Raw genomic sequence first — 14,782 nt, 5'->3', positions numbered from 1 at the left:
AATATGAGTCTGGAATCCGTTCGCGCCTTCTTCGCCGAGAAGGCGCCCGACATTGCCGTGATCGAATCGACCAGGAGCTCCGCGACGGTAGCGCTGGCCGCGGAAGCCTATGGCGTCGAGCCCGGGCGCATCGCCAAGACGCTGTCGCTGCGGGTCGGCGAGCGCGTGGTGCTGATCGTCACCAGCGGTACCTCGCGGATGGACAACAAGAAGATAAAGACGCTGTTCGGCGTAAAGCCGAAGATGCTGGGGCTGCACGAGGTCGCCGATATCACCGGACACGAGGTCGGCGGTGTCTGCCCGTTCGGCCTGAGGACGCCGCTGCCAGTCTATTGCGATGTGTCGCTGAAGGCTTTCGACACCGTCGTACCCGCCGCCGGCTCGACCCACAGCGCGGTCAGAATTACGCCGGCGCGAATGGCGGACTTGACGTCGGCCGAATGGGTCGACGTCTGCGAGCATCAGCCGCAGGATGAAGCGTCGGCCTATTCGTCGTCGTCAGGTCTGGGCGGCGCCGGTTGAGGCTGCGCAGCGGGCGGCGCTCCCCGTGCGCGCGGCGCGGCTCGCGGCGGCACGCGTGAAGGCGGCTGCTGGGCGCTCGCACTGGACTCGAATACCGCACGACAATCACGGGATAGTTGCGGCGTGTTCTGCCGCAAACATGCCGTGATCCGGTTGGCATCAGGAATCTGATCACTGCACAGCCGCCAGACGTCGGGCGTGCAGGCCATCTGCTGTTCCCAGGTTCCGCGATACTCTTGGGAGAATGCCGAGGTTTGCACGACCAGTCCGGTGCCGACCAGGATCGCACAGCCCAGGACAATGCGCGGCGTTCGCATGCAGGATCCTCTTCCAATATCTTGTCGATAAACGTCTCGTTCGATGTTCGGCGCGCCGGTTCCAGGCACACGCCACGTTCCAACTATGCCAAATGAATGAGACTGTGGAAGGTTCGCGACCCGCAACAAAATGTGAAATCGCCTACTCCACTTTGCCGATCTTCTTGACCGCCGCGATCAGCCGCGCGCTGTCATCGGCGACGAATTTGGAAAACTCCGGCGCGTCGAGATAGGCGACCGGACTGCCCGCGGTCTCGAAGGTCCTGACGACTTCCGGCGCCTTCACTGCTTCCGCCATCGCCTCCCGCAGTCGCGCCATGATCGGCGCGGGCAATGCGCGCTGCGCGAACAGGCCGGCCCAGATGTAGAACTCGACATCCTGGTAGCCGAGTTCCTTGAACGTCGGCAGATCGGGAAAGCTGGCGACGCGTTCGGCGCCCCAATTAGCGAGCACCCGCATCTTGCCGTCCGCGACCTGCTGTTTCAGCGTGCCCGGGGCGGATGCCATCGCCTGCACCGTGCCGCTCAACAGCGCGGTCAGCGCCGGGCCGGCGCCGCGGAACGGCACGTGCAGCAATTTGATGCCGGCGCTTGCGGCAAACATTTCCATCGCGACGTGAAGCGTGCCGTAGGGACCGGACGAGCCATAGGGAATCTGGCCAGGTCGCTTCTTGGCGTCGTCGACAAAATCCTGCAGCGTCTTCCAAGGCGCAGAGGCCGGCACCGCGAGCAGCGTCGGATCGGCGAGCACGCGCGCGATCGGCGCGAACTGCGAGACCTCATAGGCGACGGGGCGGTCGAACAGCCGATCGGCTTCGGGCAGCACGGCGAGCGAGGACAGCGTCATCAACAGCGTATAGCCGTCCGGCTCGGCACGCGCGGCCTGTGCATTGCCGACGGAGCCGCCGGCTCCACCGGCGCGGTTGTCGACGATCACGGGCTTGCCGAGGATCCGCTCGAGCGCCGCCGCCACCGGCCGCGCCGCAAGATCGGCCTGCCCACCAGCCGGAAACGGCACGATCATGGTGATGTTGCGGTTGGGATAAACAGCGCCTTGCGCGAACGCAGCATGCGAAAGCGCGGCGTGCGCCAGCGGCAAGACCGCGGCGGCTTTCAGAATCTCCCGGCGTTTCATCAGCATTTTCTCCCCAGTGGTTTTGTTTTGGTTTGTGGGGAATAGCGTAGCCGATAGAGGGCGTGATGGGCAAAGGTGGCATTCGCCTCACCGCTTCCGGCCTTTCGTAAAATGCTTTGCCAGGAATTCCGCGAGCACTTCGACGCGCGCGGGGCGCGGGCCGCCGGGGGGTGTCACCAGGTGCACGGCGCCTTCGGGCTGCTTCCAGCCCTTGAGGATCACTTCGACTTCGCCGCGCGCGATGGCTTCTCCAACGATGAAGCCGGGAAGATCGGCGATGCCGAGGCCGGCGAGAACGGCCGGCAGCAGCGCTTCGCCATTGTTGACGCGCAACTGCCCGGCGGGTCGCACGCTCGCCTGCTCGCCGGCTGCGTTGGTGTAGTGCCAGACGCCCGCGGTCGAGAGATAGGCGTAGCCGAAGCATTTGTGCTCGGCGAGATGCATCGGATGCGTCGGCCGGCCGTAACGCTTCAGGTAGGACGGCGCCGCCACCGTATAACGCGGCATCGCGCAGAGCCGCCGCGCGATCAAGGACGAATCGGGCAGGCGCGCGATGCGCAGGCCGGCGTCGAAACCTTCGCCGATCAGATCGACGGTCGCATCGCTCAAATGCAGGTCGATCGACACTTCCGGATATTTCTCCAGAAATTCCGGCAACAGCGGCGCGACCGACTTCACTCCAAATGTCATGGGCACCGCGAGCCGCACCAGGCCGCGCGGGGTGACCGATTGCGCCAATGCCTCGTTCTCGGCCGCCTCGCCATCGGCGAGCAGGCGCGCGGCGCGCTCGGACAGTTTTTGCCCTGCATCCGTCAGCGCCAGCCGCCGCGAGGTGCGGTTGAACAGCCGCGCACCAAGCCGGTCCTCGAGCCGGCTGACCGCCTTGGAGACGGTGGCCTTCGACAGCGCAAGCTCGGTTGCGGCCGCCGCAAATGACCGCAATTCCACGACTTTTGCGAAGATCGCGAGCGCTTCGAAATCCGGGAGTTTTGACATCTTGGCGACTGCCCTTTGCCATAAACGGAAACAATGAGTTTCGATAGTTTCTATTTCTATACCACGCCCGGCGGCATATCCAAGGCGTGTCGAAACTGAGGAAATATCCGATGATCGAACTCAGACCCTATGCGAAGCTCGGCGGCGCCGACCATGGCTGGCTGAAGGCAAAGCACCACTTCTCCTTCGGCAGCCATTATGATCCGAACAATATGGGCCACGGCGCCCTGCGCGTGTGGAACGACGACGAGATTGCACCGAACACCGGCTTTCCGCCGCATCCCCATGCCAACATGGAGATCATCACCTACGTCCGCGAAGGCGCGATCACGCACCAGGACTCGCTCGGCAACCAAGGCCGCACCGAGGCCGGCGACGTGCAGGTGATGAGCGCGGGAAGCGGCATCCGCCACGCCGAGTACAATCTCGAGCCGTCGAAGACGACGCTCTTCCAGATCTGGATCGAGCCGACGACGCAAGGCGGCGAGCCGACCTGGGGCTCCAAGCCTTTCCCGAAGGCCGATCGCTCCGGCAAGCTTGTCACCATCGCGAGCGGCTTCGAGGACGATGCGGATGCGCTGCCGATCCGCGCCAAGGCGCGCGTGCTTGCCACCACGCTGAAGGCCGGTGAGAGCGCAGAATATGCGCCGGAGCAGAAGCGGCATCTTTATCTTGTGCCCGCGGCCGGCAGCATCGAAGTCAACGGCGTGCGTGTCGATGCCCGTGACGGCGCCGCGATCCGCGATGAAGCGAAGCTGACGATCACCGCGCGGGAAGATTCCGAACTGGTGCTGGTCGACGCGGCGTAACTCCACTCGTCATGCCCGGGCGCCCGTCCCCGACCCGATCGGGGATGACCCGGGCATCCATCCCCTCCGAAAGGTTTCTCGATTGTGATGGATTGCCGGGTCAAGCCCGGCAATGACGCTCCAACTTCAACTACTCACAAACTTCAACAACACAACCAAAGGAGAGCCATCATGGCCAAAGTTCTCGTCCTCTATTATTCCGCCTATGGTCACATCGAGGCCATGGCGAATGCGGTCGCCGAAGGCGCGCGCGAAGCCGGCGCCTCCGTCGACGTCAAGCGTGTGCCTGAGCTGGTGCCGGCCGAAGTCGCGAAGGCGTCACACTACAAGCTCGACCAGGCAGCGCCGATCGCGAAGATCGACGACCTCGCCAATTATGATGCGATCATCATCGGTACCGGCACCCGCTTCGGCCGCATGTCCTCGCAGATGGCGAATTTCCTGGATCAGGCCGGCGGTCTCTGGGCCAAGGGCGCCTTGCATGGCAAGGTCGCCGGCGCGTTCACTTCGACTGCGACCCAGCATGGCGGGCAGGAAACGACGCTGTTCTCGATCATCACCAACCTGCTGCATTTCGGCCTCACCGTGGTCGGCCTCAATTACGGCTTTGCCGGTCAGATGAAGCTCGACGAGATCACCGGCGGTTCGCCCTATGGCGCCACCACGATCACCGGCGGCGACGGCAGCCGGCAACCGAGCGCGAACGAGCTTGCAGGCGCGCGTTATCAAGGACGTGTGATCGCGGAGACCGCGAACAAACTGCATGGCTGATGCGAGTTCAAGGGCGTTCTCTTTTGCGAGCACTGCCCTATCTGACTGGTGCGGTCGGAAATTTCATTCGATCGCACCTTCATGTTCAAACCGCATGACTGCAGCCGCCAGGTCCTTGCCCCCCGGACCTGGCGGCACATGCGCGTCGGGGATCACGATATGGTTGAAATGCTTTTCATGGCGCAGTTGGTGCGTAGGCCGCTGCAGGCTCTCGCGCGACGCTGGTGGTGCAAGGGTCTTTTCCGCGCCACGCGCGGGCAACGCCGCTGTCCGGAATGCACGAAGTCGTGATGTCGATTTATCCGCGCGCATCCCTGGAATTGCCATAACGAACTCGTGATAGATTGACTGCTTCACGGGCTATCACGCGTGAGGTCTTGGCATGAGCAACACCAAGCAAGTTTTGTGGCCGGAACTGCCGACCGCGGCATGGCGCGATACCTGTGCCACGCTGCAGCTCTGGAGCCAGATCGTCGGCAAGATCCGGCTGGCCAAGTCGCCCTGGCTGAACCATTCGTGGCACGTCACGCTCTATGTCACCGCGCGCGGGCTGACCACCTCGCCGATCCCTGACGGCATTAGAACCTTTCAAATCGATTTCGACTTCATCGATCACGCCTTGCGCATTTCGAGCAGCGACGGCGGCGAGCGGCATTTTGCGCTGGCCGGACTCTCGGTGGCGGGCTTCTACGCGGCGGCGCTCGCTGCGTTGAGAGAGCTCGGCATCGACGTTGCGATCGACGAAATGCCGAACGAATTGCCGGACCCGATCCGGTTCTCGGAAGACAACGAGCACCGCTCCTACGATGCGGACGCGGTGCGGCGCTTCTTCCAGATCCTCTTGAACTGCGACCGGCTGTTCAAGCAGTTCCGCACCGGCTTCCTCGGCAAAGCCAGCCCCGTGCATTTCTTCTGGGGCAGCTTTGATCTCGCGGTGACACGTTTCTCCGGCAGGACGGCACCACGCCATCCCGGTGGTGTGCCACACCTGCCCGACGCGGTGGCGCACGAAGCCTATTCGCATGAGGTGAGCAGCGCGGGTTTCTGGCCGGGCGGCGGCGCCATCGATTATCCGGCGTTCTATTGCTATGCCTATCCCGAGCCTGCGGGCTTCCGCACCGCCAAGGTGCGACCCGACGCAGCCTTCTTCAGTGAGTCGCTTGGCGAATTCATCCTGCCCTATGATGCCGCGCGCACCTCCAGCGATCCCGACCAGGCGGTGCTGGAATTCCTGCAAAGCACCTATGAGGCTGCCGCGATTGCCGCAAAATGGGATCGCGCCGCGCTGGAATGCTCGCCTGGCCGACCCGGCGTGGTGCGGCAGCTCTGAACAGCGCCGACCTTGAATCGTGATCCGATCAGCTTGAATCGGATCATGACCTCATCTTTCGCTTGAGCGGTTCCTGCTTTTCCGGATCACGCTCTAATTCAGCAGTTCCGGCTTTGTCACCGTCTGCCTGACCTGCGCGCCGCAATCGGAGCATTCGTAGGTGAAGTCGATTTTCGCCATGCTCCAATGCGGCTCAACATCCGTGACGAACATCGGAAGACCTGCGCAGCTCGGGCAGATGATGAAGTCCGGTTCCACGGCATGGTGATGGATATAGGCTGGCATGTCGGCTCTCCTTGCGGAAACATTCCCCGGTGGCCCTTAGCCCGGGAGCCAGCATACGGCGCTGCAGCGACCACAATTGTGGACTTTTGCGAACATAGGAAGAACACCCACACAATCCGCGTGAGTGTGACAATTCTGCATTAAAGCAGATCAGCTCTCCTCGCGGGACGGCGGTGCGTAGGGAGGGCAAAGCGACTCTTCTGCCATGAGCCATCCACGAGCGACGGCGGAAGCGTGCCCACCGTCACGAGCGAAGTGCTTGATGGTGGGCACGCTGCGCTTTGCCCACCCTACGGCATCGCGATCATGTCTCTTCGCGGGACGGCGGCTTGCCGAGCGCGCGTTTCAGATACGTCGTCAGCTTCGGATAATTGCGTAATTCCTGCGCAGCGCGGTCGCGGAGGGCATGTGGCAGTCCGCGCAAGCTCAAGGCTGCGCCGATATCGAGCAACGGAAAGCGCTTCACGCCGTAACGACGCTTGTAGGCGTAGTTGCCGATCGAGAAATCGAACTCGCGAACGCCCTGCTTGTGCAGCGCCGCCATGGTACGCTCAATGATCAGCCGGCCCGGCGAGCAATTGCTCCATCGGTCGCCGGCGTTGCTGATGCGGATCATCACGTAGCGCGAGCCGTTGCGGATACCGAGCAGCGTTGCCACCACCTCCTCGCCAGCCGTCAGCGCCGACACCACGGCATAGCCGCTGGCGACACCATTGCGGACCAGGCTGCGATAGAACGCGGCGCAGTTCTCGTCATTGAGGACGAAATTGACTCCCAGGCTCTGCATCCGCGAGCTCTGCTGAGCCTCGGTCGTCGCGAGAATCCGCAGCGCTTCGTCACTGTCCGCGGCGATCGTGAAGGCCGCCGCCGGATCGCGCGTGAACACGCGCCAGCTCCGCTCCAGCTCCTTGCGCACCGTCCGCTCCAGCGTGTAGCGCCAGGCATCGTAGTCCTCGCCCATGGTGACGAGATTGCCGTTGACCGGGCACACCGCCGCGCCATCGAGCAGCGCCAGCGGATTGGGCCGGCCGTCGAGATCGGGTGCGACCTTGCGGAAGCGGATCAGATCGGCGCCGCCGGGCAGCTTGCGCAACGCGGCGCGCAGGTCGCGCCAGAAGGCACGCGCTGCGGCGGCATCACGCGGCGCAGCCGACCCAAGCAAGGGCGCGTTGTAATCGGTGAGATCGAGATCAGCGAATTCGATGGTTCGAATGTTGCCCTGTCGGTGACGGATCAACGGCAACAACGCCGCCGGCTCGCCAGTCGCGGCGTCGGTGACGAAGGCGACCACCGGCGAGACACCGTCGGTATCGGCGAAAGCGGCGTACCAGGCTTCATACCATTGCGGATTCTGGAACGCGGTCGGTGGGGCGAACGCGCCCCATCGCGCTGCCGCCTGCTTCCAGTCGGAGAAGATCTCGACGCGATAGCCGGCCGCGCGCGCTTTCGCATGCGCCGTGAGCTTGCCCGCCGATGTTGCAAGTGTTGTCATCGCCGCAAGTCGCGCTTACGCCGCCTTCGGCAGGTCGACGATCTTGCCGAGTTCGGTCTCGTCCAGACGGAAGTCGATCGGGCGGCGCACCGATCGCTCGCGCTTCACCCAATTGCCGTCGCGCAGCAGCTTCTGCATCACCTGCTTGGCAAAGAAGGACGGACCACGCAGGCTGCGGCTCTTCGGCGTGTAGCCGAAGCGGTGACGCAGCATGCCATTGGCGAGATGCAGGATCTGCGCGCGCCGGATTTCATCGTTGACGTAGGATACCGTCATCGAAATGTTGACGACGCCGAGATTCTCGACCCGATGCGGCGCGTTGAGCGGCCAGTTCAACATCTGGCCGGGTTCGAGATCGATCACCTGGGCGTGCTGGTCGTACCAGGCTGCATAGGGGATATCGACCTCGACGTCGAAGAGCGCGATATCTTCGAGATGCTCCGGCCGGATGAATGGCGGTGTGTTCGGATAGATATAGACGCGCTTGCGGCCGGCGATCTGGATCAATCCCTGCCCCGGCAGGTCGGAGTGGTAATAGACCTGCGCGTCCGGCGAGGAGACGAGGATGCCCGCCTGATGCGTCGGCGCGTCGAAGCCGGGAGCCTTCGCGGCGATCTCCGCAAACATCTGATCGACCATCTCGCGGAAACGGCGATCGACAGAGGTGACGTTGCGCAGGTTGAGCCAGAGGCCGCCGCGCGAGATCGCCTCGATCACCTCGCGACCCCCAAGCTTGCCGATCTCGCCTTCGCGCCAGACCCGGCTGGAGCCCTTCGCACCTGTTTTGACCAGGCTGTAGTGCTCGCGCGGATAATTCTCGATCAGCTTCGCGAGTTCGTCCATCGAGAACGCGGGCTGCTTGTGCATCGCGTGCTCGAGCCGGATCGGCTGATGGCTCCAGAGCTCCGAATGGGTGTCATCCCATTTGGTGAAGATCTTGCTTCTCGTCATGTCGCGCTCCTGGTCGCCTTGCGTCGTTTTGATTGTCCGATGTCCCGTTACGGGACGACCGGGCCGCCGTCACGCCAGGATTGGCAAGATCGATGCCGGCACTATTCAGGCGCTTACCGGAAGCTAAGGTCTGCGCGATATGGCTAACGGAGATCACCTCGGAAGCCCGCCGCTGCAGCGATGACCTCCACACCCCGATATCGGGCGCTGTTCCTCGGCGCGGGAGCCGAGATGCATTGCGGCGTCGGGCAGTTCACGCGCCTGCTCGGCGAAGCGATCGAAGAGCTCGATCCCGGCAGTAGCCAAACGTTAACGCTGACACGCGGCCAGGGATCGCTCCGCGACATCTGGCGCGCGGTCGGTTCGGCGCAGAGCGTGGTCTGCAATTTTCCGATCGTGGCCTGGAAGCGCGTGATCCTGCGGCCGCTTCTCACGCTCACAATCGCAAAGCTCAGGCGACGCACGGTCATCCTGGTCGAACATGAATGGGCCGGGCTGAACTGGATGCGGCGGATCACCTACATCCCCGCGGTGTGGCTTGCCGACAGTATCGTCATGTTCTCGCCGCTGGTGCGGAAGGAGCTTGCCGATGATCCCGTGGTCGCCTCCGCTGTCGACAAGTGCGTGCTCGCGCCGCTGCCGCCCAATGTCGAAGCGCCCGCGACCATCGACGACTCCGAATTGCGGCAGCGGCTATCAGCGGCACGCGCCAGCGGACGACTGGTGATCGGCCATTTCGGCTCGATCTATCCGGGCAAGCAGCCGAATGCGCTGCTCGAGATCGGCGCGATCCTGAAGGCGCGCGGATTGCGGCCGCTGCTTGTCTATATCGGCTCCTTCATCCGTGGCGTCGACAAGGTCGAGGAGAATTTCCACGCGCGCGCCGCCGAGCTTGGCCTCGGCGAGGACGTGATCGTCTCCGGCTATGTTGCCTCGGATGCCGAAGTGTTCGGCCTGTTCAGCGAGGTCGACGCTTTCTGCTACCCGCTGGACGAAGGCATTACGGCCCGCCGTTCGAGCATCCTCACCTGCGCGCAATCGGGCCGGCCGCTGATCGCGACCGGCCCTGCCCTGGCTAACGAGTTCGACCACCATCCGCGCTTCAGGCAATTGATCGATCGCGGCGCGATCATCCTGGTTCCGCGCGGATCGGCGGGCGAGGTCTATGCGGATGCGATCGTGTCCGCGGCGGAACAGCCGCCGGCGCAAGCCCCCTTTGACTTCACCGGCTGGTGGCGCGATGTAGCGGCCGCGGCGGCGGCCGTCATCTATGCCCGCAACCGGAATCGCGCGAGATAGTGCAGGCCGAACACGGCGATCAGGAATGTCGCCCAGATCGGATCGGCGCGGTCGAGGAAGAAACTCTCCATCGACGACAGATAGAGGCCGAACAGCCATATCCGCAGGAACACCATCGACAGCGGCCCATCATTGCCGCCTTCGTCAGCAGCCTGGAAGTCGCGCAGCGGCTTGACGACGATCGCGGCGATCAGAAACACGAGCCCCGGAAGGCCGGTGCCGAGCGCGGTGTCGAGATAGCCGTTATGGCTATGCGAGGCGTAACCCGCCCATTCCTTGCCTTCCTTCAAATTCGTGATCGCGTTGCTGCCCCAGAAGGCTTCGAAGCCGTAGCCGGTCAGGAGCCGCTGATGCAGGGACTCGACGGCGAAGACCCAGATGTCGGAACGGCCGGTGAAGCTCGTATCCAGCGGCAAGAGCTTCGCGACCGACGCGAGGGTATCGCTCAGCACCGTGCCGACGCTGAACAGATTGAGCACGATGAGCGGCAACAGCAACATCAAGGCGCGCCCCCAGAAGGAACGGACGACGGACATCAGCGAGGTCAGCAGCAGCACGCCCAGGCAAAGCGAGATCGAGCTCTTGCCCGCCGAGTAGACCAGGAACAGGGCGGAGAGCGCTATGACGATGACGCCCGAAATCCATCCGCCGGCGCGGATGAAATAGACGCCGAGGAACATCATCATCGCCATCATCGCGGCGGCGACATTCTTGTGCCCGAACGCGCCGCGCCAATTGCCGGCGAGCGCCGGCTCCTGCGGGTCGGTCGCCAGATGGATCGACAGGTTCGGGGCCAGCAATATCCCGAGATAGCAGGTCGCGAGCAAGACCAGCGCGGCGATGCTGAACCAGCGCATCAACTCGCCCTGCGACTTCGCTAGCAGCATCATCGTCGCCGTCACCACCACGACGAACACCGACAGCGCGAAACGGCGGCTCGAGGTGGCCGGATCGAACGACAGCACGACGGTCAGGCAAAGCCAGGTCCCGAACAGCACATAGGCCGGGGTCAACAGCGAGGCCAGCGCCGGCATGTTGTCACGCATGGTCAAGAAGAGCATCAGCACCATGAGCACGCCGAACAGCGCGTAGAGCACGGCCTCCTTGCCGGAAGTTACCTCGCCGACGCGCATGTCGCTGAGATCGTCGAACGGATGCAGCGAGAGCCACACCAGCAGCAGAATGCCGATGAAGACCGCGGCGCGGACGAAATCCATCACCGGCCGCCGCCAGACATCGGCAAGGACGGCCCGGGCTTCGGAAGTGATGAAGAACTCAGTCACGAAACGATCTTTGAGGCGGCGTAGGGTTGCGGCTCGATGCCGAGCACCGCAAGCGCGCTGCCGACCGCGACCATCATCGGATGCATGGCGATGATAGGCTGGTGCTCCCGCAAGACGATGCGCGTGGCGCGGAACAGCGAGAACGGCACCAGGCCGAACATCTTGGCCATCACAGCGGCGCGCGACCAGACCGACTGCGCCGCCTTGTGCTCGATGTGATAATTGATCGCCCCGATCCGCAGGCCACGCCGCACGATCCAGCCGAGCTTGGTCCGGCTCCGCGGCACCGTCTCCATGATGGCCGCATCCGTCACCCAGTAGAAGCGGAAACCGGCGCGACGGGAGCGGGCGAAGAAATCGTGGTCGCCGCCGCCTAAGAAATTGAAACGCAAGTCGAACGCGGGACTACCGAGGCGAGCGAACACCTGGCGGCGGATCAGGCAGTTGCCGCAGCCATAGATCACGGGCACCGGCCCGCTGCTATGATAGGCCGGCGCAAAGGCCGGATGACGCTTCAGGCCGCGCTTGTGCTCGTCGTCGAAATTCGGCCAGACCGGTCCGCCGATCACGTCCGCGCCGGTCGTCTCGGCGGCCTCGATCATGCGCTCGAGCCAATCGGGCGAGGCGATTTCGTCGTCGTCGATCATCAGGAAGTTCGCAGCCCGCGGAAAGGTCGCGAGCGCCGTCTCGAAGGCCGCATTGATCGCGTGGCAGTTGCCCTGCCGCGGCTCGACGAGGCAGAGGCCGTTCAGCTTTCCCGATGCCAGGAATTCCGCGGCCACCGGCGCGCTTTCACAGTTGGCGGCGTCGTTCTCGACGACCACGACCGCAAAGCGGCGCACGGTGCACTGCGCGGCGACCGATTCCAGCGTCAGCCGCAGATGCTGCGGCCGGCGGAAACTCGGGATGCAGACCACGGTCTCAACGGAGCAGTCGAGCGCGGGCGAGGCCGCGACCCAGGCGCGGTCCGTTGCAAGAAACTCGGTCGAAATCGACATCTTGTTCATGGCGTTTTCCCAGTCCGCGACACGCCGTCCCAGAACGGGTCACGTCACCATCATGGGACGCAATCGTCCCGAAATCGTTGATGGGCGGAGCCGCACGCTAGCGATTCGCACGATATGGCTGGCTCATGGCAAAATCCGATCCAGCCGCAGGTGGCGCCGCGACGATCTCTTGCGAGGGTTAATCGGGCGGCATTCTGCGTGCTTTGCGCTCTGATCCGCATCGATGCGCGCGCGATCGCCGCGCATTGGCAGCAATTCGTTAAGGTTAAACGCGGTCCGTAGCGCTGGCAGAAGAGCCTTCATCCCCACTGGCATTCGATTTGCTGTCCTCGGTACGACGAAGAAATTGATCGAGATCGCAACAACAACACTCGCAAATGTCTGAGGTTTCACCTTGAAAGCGCTAGACCTCGTCTCGCTGGGCACAAGGCATGTCCGCAACGCGCTGTCGGAAGAACTCTATCTGCGCACCGGCCGCGACGTCACTCGGCCCGCCGCGATCTTCGCGGAGGTCGTCGAGCGCTGCAACTACAAGTGCCGCTATTGCGACTATTGGCGCCGTCCGAACTACCGCGAGGAAATGTCGATCGAGGAGTGGCAGCGCGCGCTTTCGAGCCTGAAGGAATTCATCGGCGCCTATCATGTCGAATTCGCCGGCGGCGAGCCTTATATCAAGAAGGGTTTCCTCGACCTCGTCCGCTTCTGCCGCGACAACGACATCCATTGGGGCGTCACCACCAATGGCGGCGCCTATCTGAACAAGAAGATCGTCGCCCAGACGGTCGAGGCGCATCCCTTCAACATCAACATATCGATCGACTCGCGGGATCCGAAGATCCACAACTATTCGCGCGGCATCGAGAACTCGCTGAACGACATCGTGCAGGGCATCCGGAACGTCTCCGAGAAGCGCCGCGCCGAAGGATTGGATTTTCCGATCATCATCAAGCCGGTCGTGCACAGACTGAACTTCCGTCAGTTGCCGCAGATGGTCGATTGGATCCAGCAGATCGGCGCCACCGCGCTGAGCTTCCAGCCGGTCGAGATGGGCACGCAGGAAGTCGAGGACGAATTGTGGATCGGCGAAAAGGAGATGGACGATCTGATTGCCGTTCGCGACGAATTGCTGCGGCTGAAGCGCCAGGGCGCGCCAATCCTCAACGGCGAGGCGGTGCTGAACGCCTGGCCCAATCATTTCCGCCGCGAGAAGGCGCCGCCGGAGGTGATGCCCTGCCGGGTCGGCATGCGCAACTATTTCATCCGCTCCGACGGCCGCCTCGAGGTCTGCTGGTTCTTCAAGCCGATCGGCAACGTCCGTACGCAGACCGCGCGCGAAATCTGGTACAGCGAGGAAGCCCGCATGCGCCGCAAGGAAACCGTGGCCTGCGACAAGCTCTGCCTCTTCACCTGCCTCGCCCAGCGCACGCTGCAGGACAAGCTCAAGATGGGCCTGACCCTGCTGACGGGAACAAAGGCGCAGGCGAACGAGGGCAGTCGCGACCCTAGCCCGGGTGAAGCGGCGGCGTAACCAGGGGCCACGACGTCACTTGGCTCCGAACAGCTTTCGGAACAGCTTCTCCGATTCCGGGAAACGGCCGGTGTCGATCTGGGTGGGCCACAGGCCGTCGACGTTGAAGTACGCGGCATAAGCAATGCTGTGTTGGTTCTCGACGAACCAATCGTACATTTTCTGGATAAAGTAAGGATTGTCGCCGGCATGGCCGACGCCCCATTCCGGAAAGCTGACGCGCTTGCCGTGCCGCGCGGCGAAATCGCGGTGCCATTCGAGACCGAACGGCGCCTTGAGAAAAAGCGTCTGCCAGCGCTCCTCCACTGAGCCCTCCGATTTGAAGTCGTAGACGTCGAGCCCGATATAGTCGACGACATCGTCGCCGGGGTAGGCGAGATCGGCAGGCATCTCCTGCGGACCCCAGCCGGGACACCAGTCGAACTTGAACTCGCTGGACGCGCGGCGGAAGATATCCACCACGCGCCGGAACGCCCTGATGTAGTCGGCCTCCTGGCCCTTGGCGAACCAGCCCATCTGCGAAAGGTTCATCTCCCAGCCGAGCCGGATGATCGCGCGCGGTTGCGCTTCGGCGATCGCACGTGCCGCGGCCTCGAACTCGGAATCGTGCAAGCCATCCGCGACATCAACCAGCGGCGTACCCGTGATCGTCAGCGGCATCGACCAGACGACGTTGCGTTTCGGATTGAGGCGTCTCCAGATGCCGGGCACCCAATCGACTTTTCGAAAATCTTCCCAGGTCGATTGGCCGTAGAAGTCGACGCCGAGCACGGATGCCGGCTTGTGCTTCAGCCATTTCTCCCAAGCCTGCAGCACATGCTCGCGGCCATCACCCGCCCAGTTCACGAAGGCGCCGGCAAATCGCGCGGGATCGGCGCCCAAGCGCGAGGCCGCACCGGCCGCATCCCGCGCAGCGGTGACCCCGCCGAGAACCGCGCCGGCTGAAGCCGTCAGCATCCCACCGACGAAGCGACGCCGGCTCAATCGTTCAGTTCGAGCCATCTGCTGTCCTTGCGAGCTTGCGGCCCGTTCCTACGGTCGTTTCAAAAGCGGACAC

At 63.5% G+C, this 14,782-nt stretch carries 16 protein-coding genes; 6 read left to right on the top strand and 10 right to left on the bottom strand.

Features of this window, described 5'->3' with window-relative positions; translation table 11 throughout:
- Positions 1–3 precede the first annotated feature (3 nt).
- Positions 4–522, top strand: a complete 519-nt coding sequence (locus ACVJGD_RS34205) for a YbaK/EbsC family protein (RefSeq protein ID WP_456638334.1) — start codon at positions 4–6, stop codon at positions 520–522.
- Here the strand turns inward: ACVJGD_RS34205 and ACVJGD_RS34200 are convergent.
- The 3 genes from ACVJGD_RS34200 to ACVJGD_RS34190 form a co-directional block, all read right to left on the bottom strand.
- A complete protein-coding gene (locus tag ACVJGD_RS34200) occupies positions 486–839 on the bottom strand; it encodes a hypothetical protein (RefSeq protein WP_456638333.1) in 354 nt (117 codons plus the stop codon). The two genes, ACVJGD_RS34205 and ACVJGD_RS34200, sit on opposite strands and share 37 nt — an antisense overlap.
- Positions 840–981: 142 nt before the next feature.
- The gene (locus tag ACVJGD_RS34195; RefSeq protein WP_456638332.1) at positions 982–1,974 is read right to left on the bottom strand and encodes a tripartite tricarboxylate transporter substrate binding protein; all 993 of its coding nucleotides are present in this window, start codon (positions 1,972–1,974) and stop codon (positions 982–984) included.
- Between the two features lie 87 nt (positions 1,975–2,061).
- Entirely contained in the window at positions 2,062–2,970 is a 909-nt protein-coding gene (locus ACVJGD_RS34190) for a LysR family transcriptional regulator (RefSeq protein ID WP_456638331.1), read from the bottom strand.
- 110 nt (positions 2,971–3,080) lie between these two features.
- On the opposite strand from ACVJGD_RS34190, the gene ACVJGD_RS34185 reads away from it, so the two are divergent.
- Positions 3,081–3,779 (top strand): pirin family protein, encoded by a 699-nt coding sequence (locus ACVJGD_RS34185; protein WP_456638330.1) that lies wholly within the window; start codon positions 3,081–3,083, stop codon positions 3,777–3,779.
- 171 nt (positions 3,780–3,950) lie between these two features.
- Positions 3,951–4,550, top strand: coding sequence for an NAD(P)H:quinone oxidoreductase (wrbA, locus tag ACVJGD_RS34180; RefSeq protein WP_456638329.1), 600 nt, complete (start codon positions 3,951–3,953; stop codon positions 4,548–4,550).
- Positions 4,551–4,613: 63 nt separating this feature from the next.
- On the opposite strand, the gene ACVJGD_RS34175 is transcribed toward wrbA, so the two are convergent.
- The gene (locus ACVJGD_RS34175; protein WP_456638328.1) at positions 4,614–4,907 is read right to left on the bottom strand and encodes a hypothetical protein; all 294 of its coding nucleotides are present in this window, start codon (positions 4,905–4,907) and stop codon (positions 4,614–4,616) included.
- A 25-nt stretch (positions 4,908–4,932) separates the two neighbouring features.
- Here ACVJGD_RS34175 and ACVJGD_RS34170 point away from each other — a divergent pair, with 25 nt between their 5' ends.
- The gene (locus tag ACVJGD_RS34170; protein WP_456638327.1) at positions 4,933–5,880 is read left to right on the top strand and encodes a DUF5996 family protein; all 948 of its coding nucleotides are present in this window, start codon (positions 4,933–4,935) and stop codon (positions 5,878–5,880) included.
- Positions 5,881–5,973: 93 nt separating this feature from the next.
- On the opposite strand, the gene ACVJGD_RS34165 is transcribed toward ACVJGD_RS34170, so the two are convergent.
- From ACVJGD_RS34165 to ACVJGD_RS34155, 3 genes are all read right to left on the bottom strand, one after another.
- Positions 5,974–6,165 carry a hypothetical protein gene (locus ACVJGD_RS34165; protein ID WP_456638326.1) on the bottom strand — a complete coding sequence of 64 codons (192 nt, stop codon included), beginning with the start codon at positions 6,163–6,165 and terminating at the stop codon, positions 5,974–5,976.
- A gap of 304 nt (positions 6,166–6,469) precedes the next feature.
- Positions 6,470–7,657 (bottom strand): GNAT family N-acetyltransferase, encoded by a 1,188-nt coding sequence (locus ACVJGD_RS34160; protein WP_456638325.1) that lies wholly within the window; start codon positions 7,655–7,657, stop codon positions 6,470–6,472.
- A 15-nt stretch (positions 7,658–7,672) separates the two neighbouring features.
- Positions 7,673–8,608: a cupin-like domain-containing protein gene (locus tag ACVJGD_RS34155; RefSeq protein ID WP_456638324.1), complete on the bottom strand. Its 936-nt coding sequence runs from the start codon at positions 8,606–8,608 to the stop codon at positions 7,673–7,675.
- Positions 8,609–8,788: 180 nt separating this feature from the next.
- On the opposite strand from ACVJGD_RS34155, the gene ACVJGD_RS34150 reads away from it, so the two are divergent.
- Complete coding sequence (locus tag ACVJGD_RS34150; protein ID WP_456638323.1) at positions 8,789–9,907, top strand: glycosyltransferase; 1,119 nt, start codon at positions 8,789–8,791, stop codon at positions 9,905–9,907.
- Here ACVJGD_RS34150 and ACVJGD_RS34145 read toward each other — a convergent pair.
- Together ACVJGD_RS34145 and ACVJGD_RS34140 are read right to left on the bottom strand one after the other, a co-directional pair.
- Positions 9,877–11,190, bottom strand: coding sequence for an O-antigen ligase family protein (locus ACVJGD_RS34145; RefSeq protein ID WP_456638322.1), 1,314 nt, complete (start codon positions 11,188–11,190; stop codon positions 9,877–9,879). The genes ACVJGD_RS34150 and ACVJGD_RS34145 overlap by 31 nt on opposite strands.
- Positions 11,187–12,188, bottom strand: a complete 1,002-nt coding sequence (locus tag ACVJGD_RS34140; protein WP_456640460.1) for a glycosyltransferase family 2 protein — start codon at positions 12,186–12,188, stop codon at positions 11,187–11,189. Before ACVJGD_RS34140 ends, ACVJGD_RS34145 begins: the two co-directional genes overlap by 4 nt.
- A gap of 403 nt (positions 12,189–12,591) precedes the next feature.
- Between ACVJGD_RS34140 and ACVJGD_RS34135 the strand changes: the two genes are divergently transcribed.
- A complete protein-coding gene (locus ACVJGD_RS34135; RefSeq protein ID WP_456638321.1) occupies positions 12,592–13,725 on the top strand; it encodes a radical SAM/SPASM domain-containing protein in 1,134 nt (377 codons plus the stop codon).
- Between the two features lie 15 nt (positions 13,726–13,740).
- On the opposite strand, the gene ACVJGD_RS34130 is transcribed toward ACVJGD_RS34135, so the two are convergent.
- A complete protein-coding gene (locus ACVJGD_RS34130; protein WP_456638320.1) occupies positions 13,741–14,727 on the bottom strand; it encodes a glycoside hydrolase family 26 protein in 987 nt (328 codons plus the stop codon).
- Positions 14,728–14,782 lie beyond the last annotated feature (55 nt).

The sequence above is a fragment of the Bradyrhizobium sp. USDA 10063 genome (genome assembly GCF_054063735.1).
Note: the sequence above shows the minus strand (reverse complement) of the source record. Positions and strands in the feature narration are given on the sequence as shown.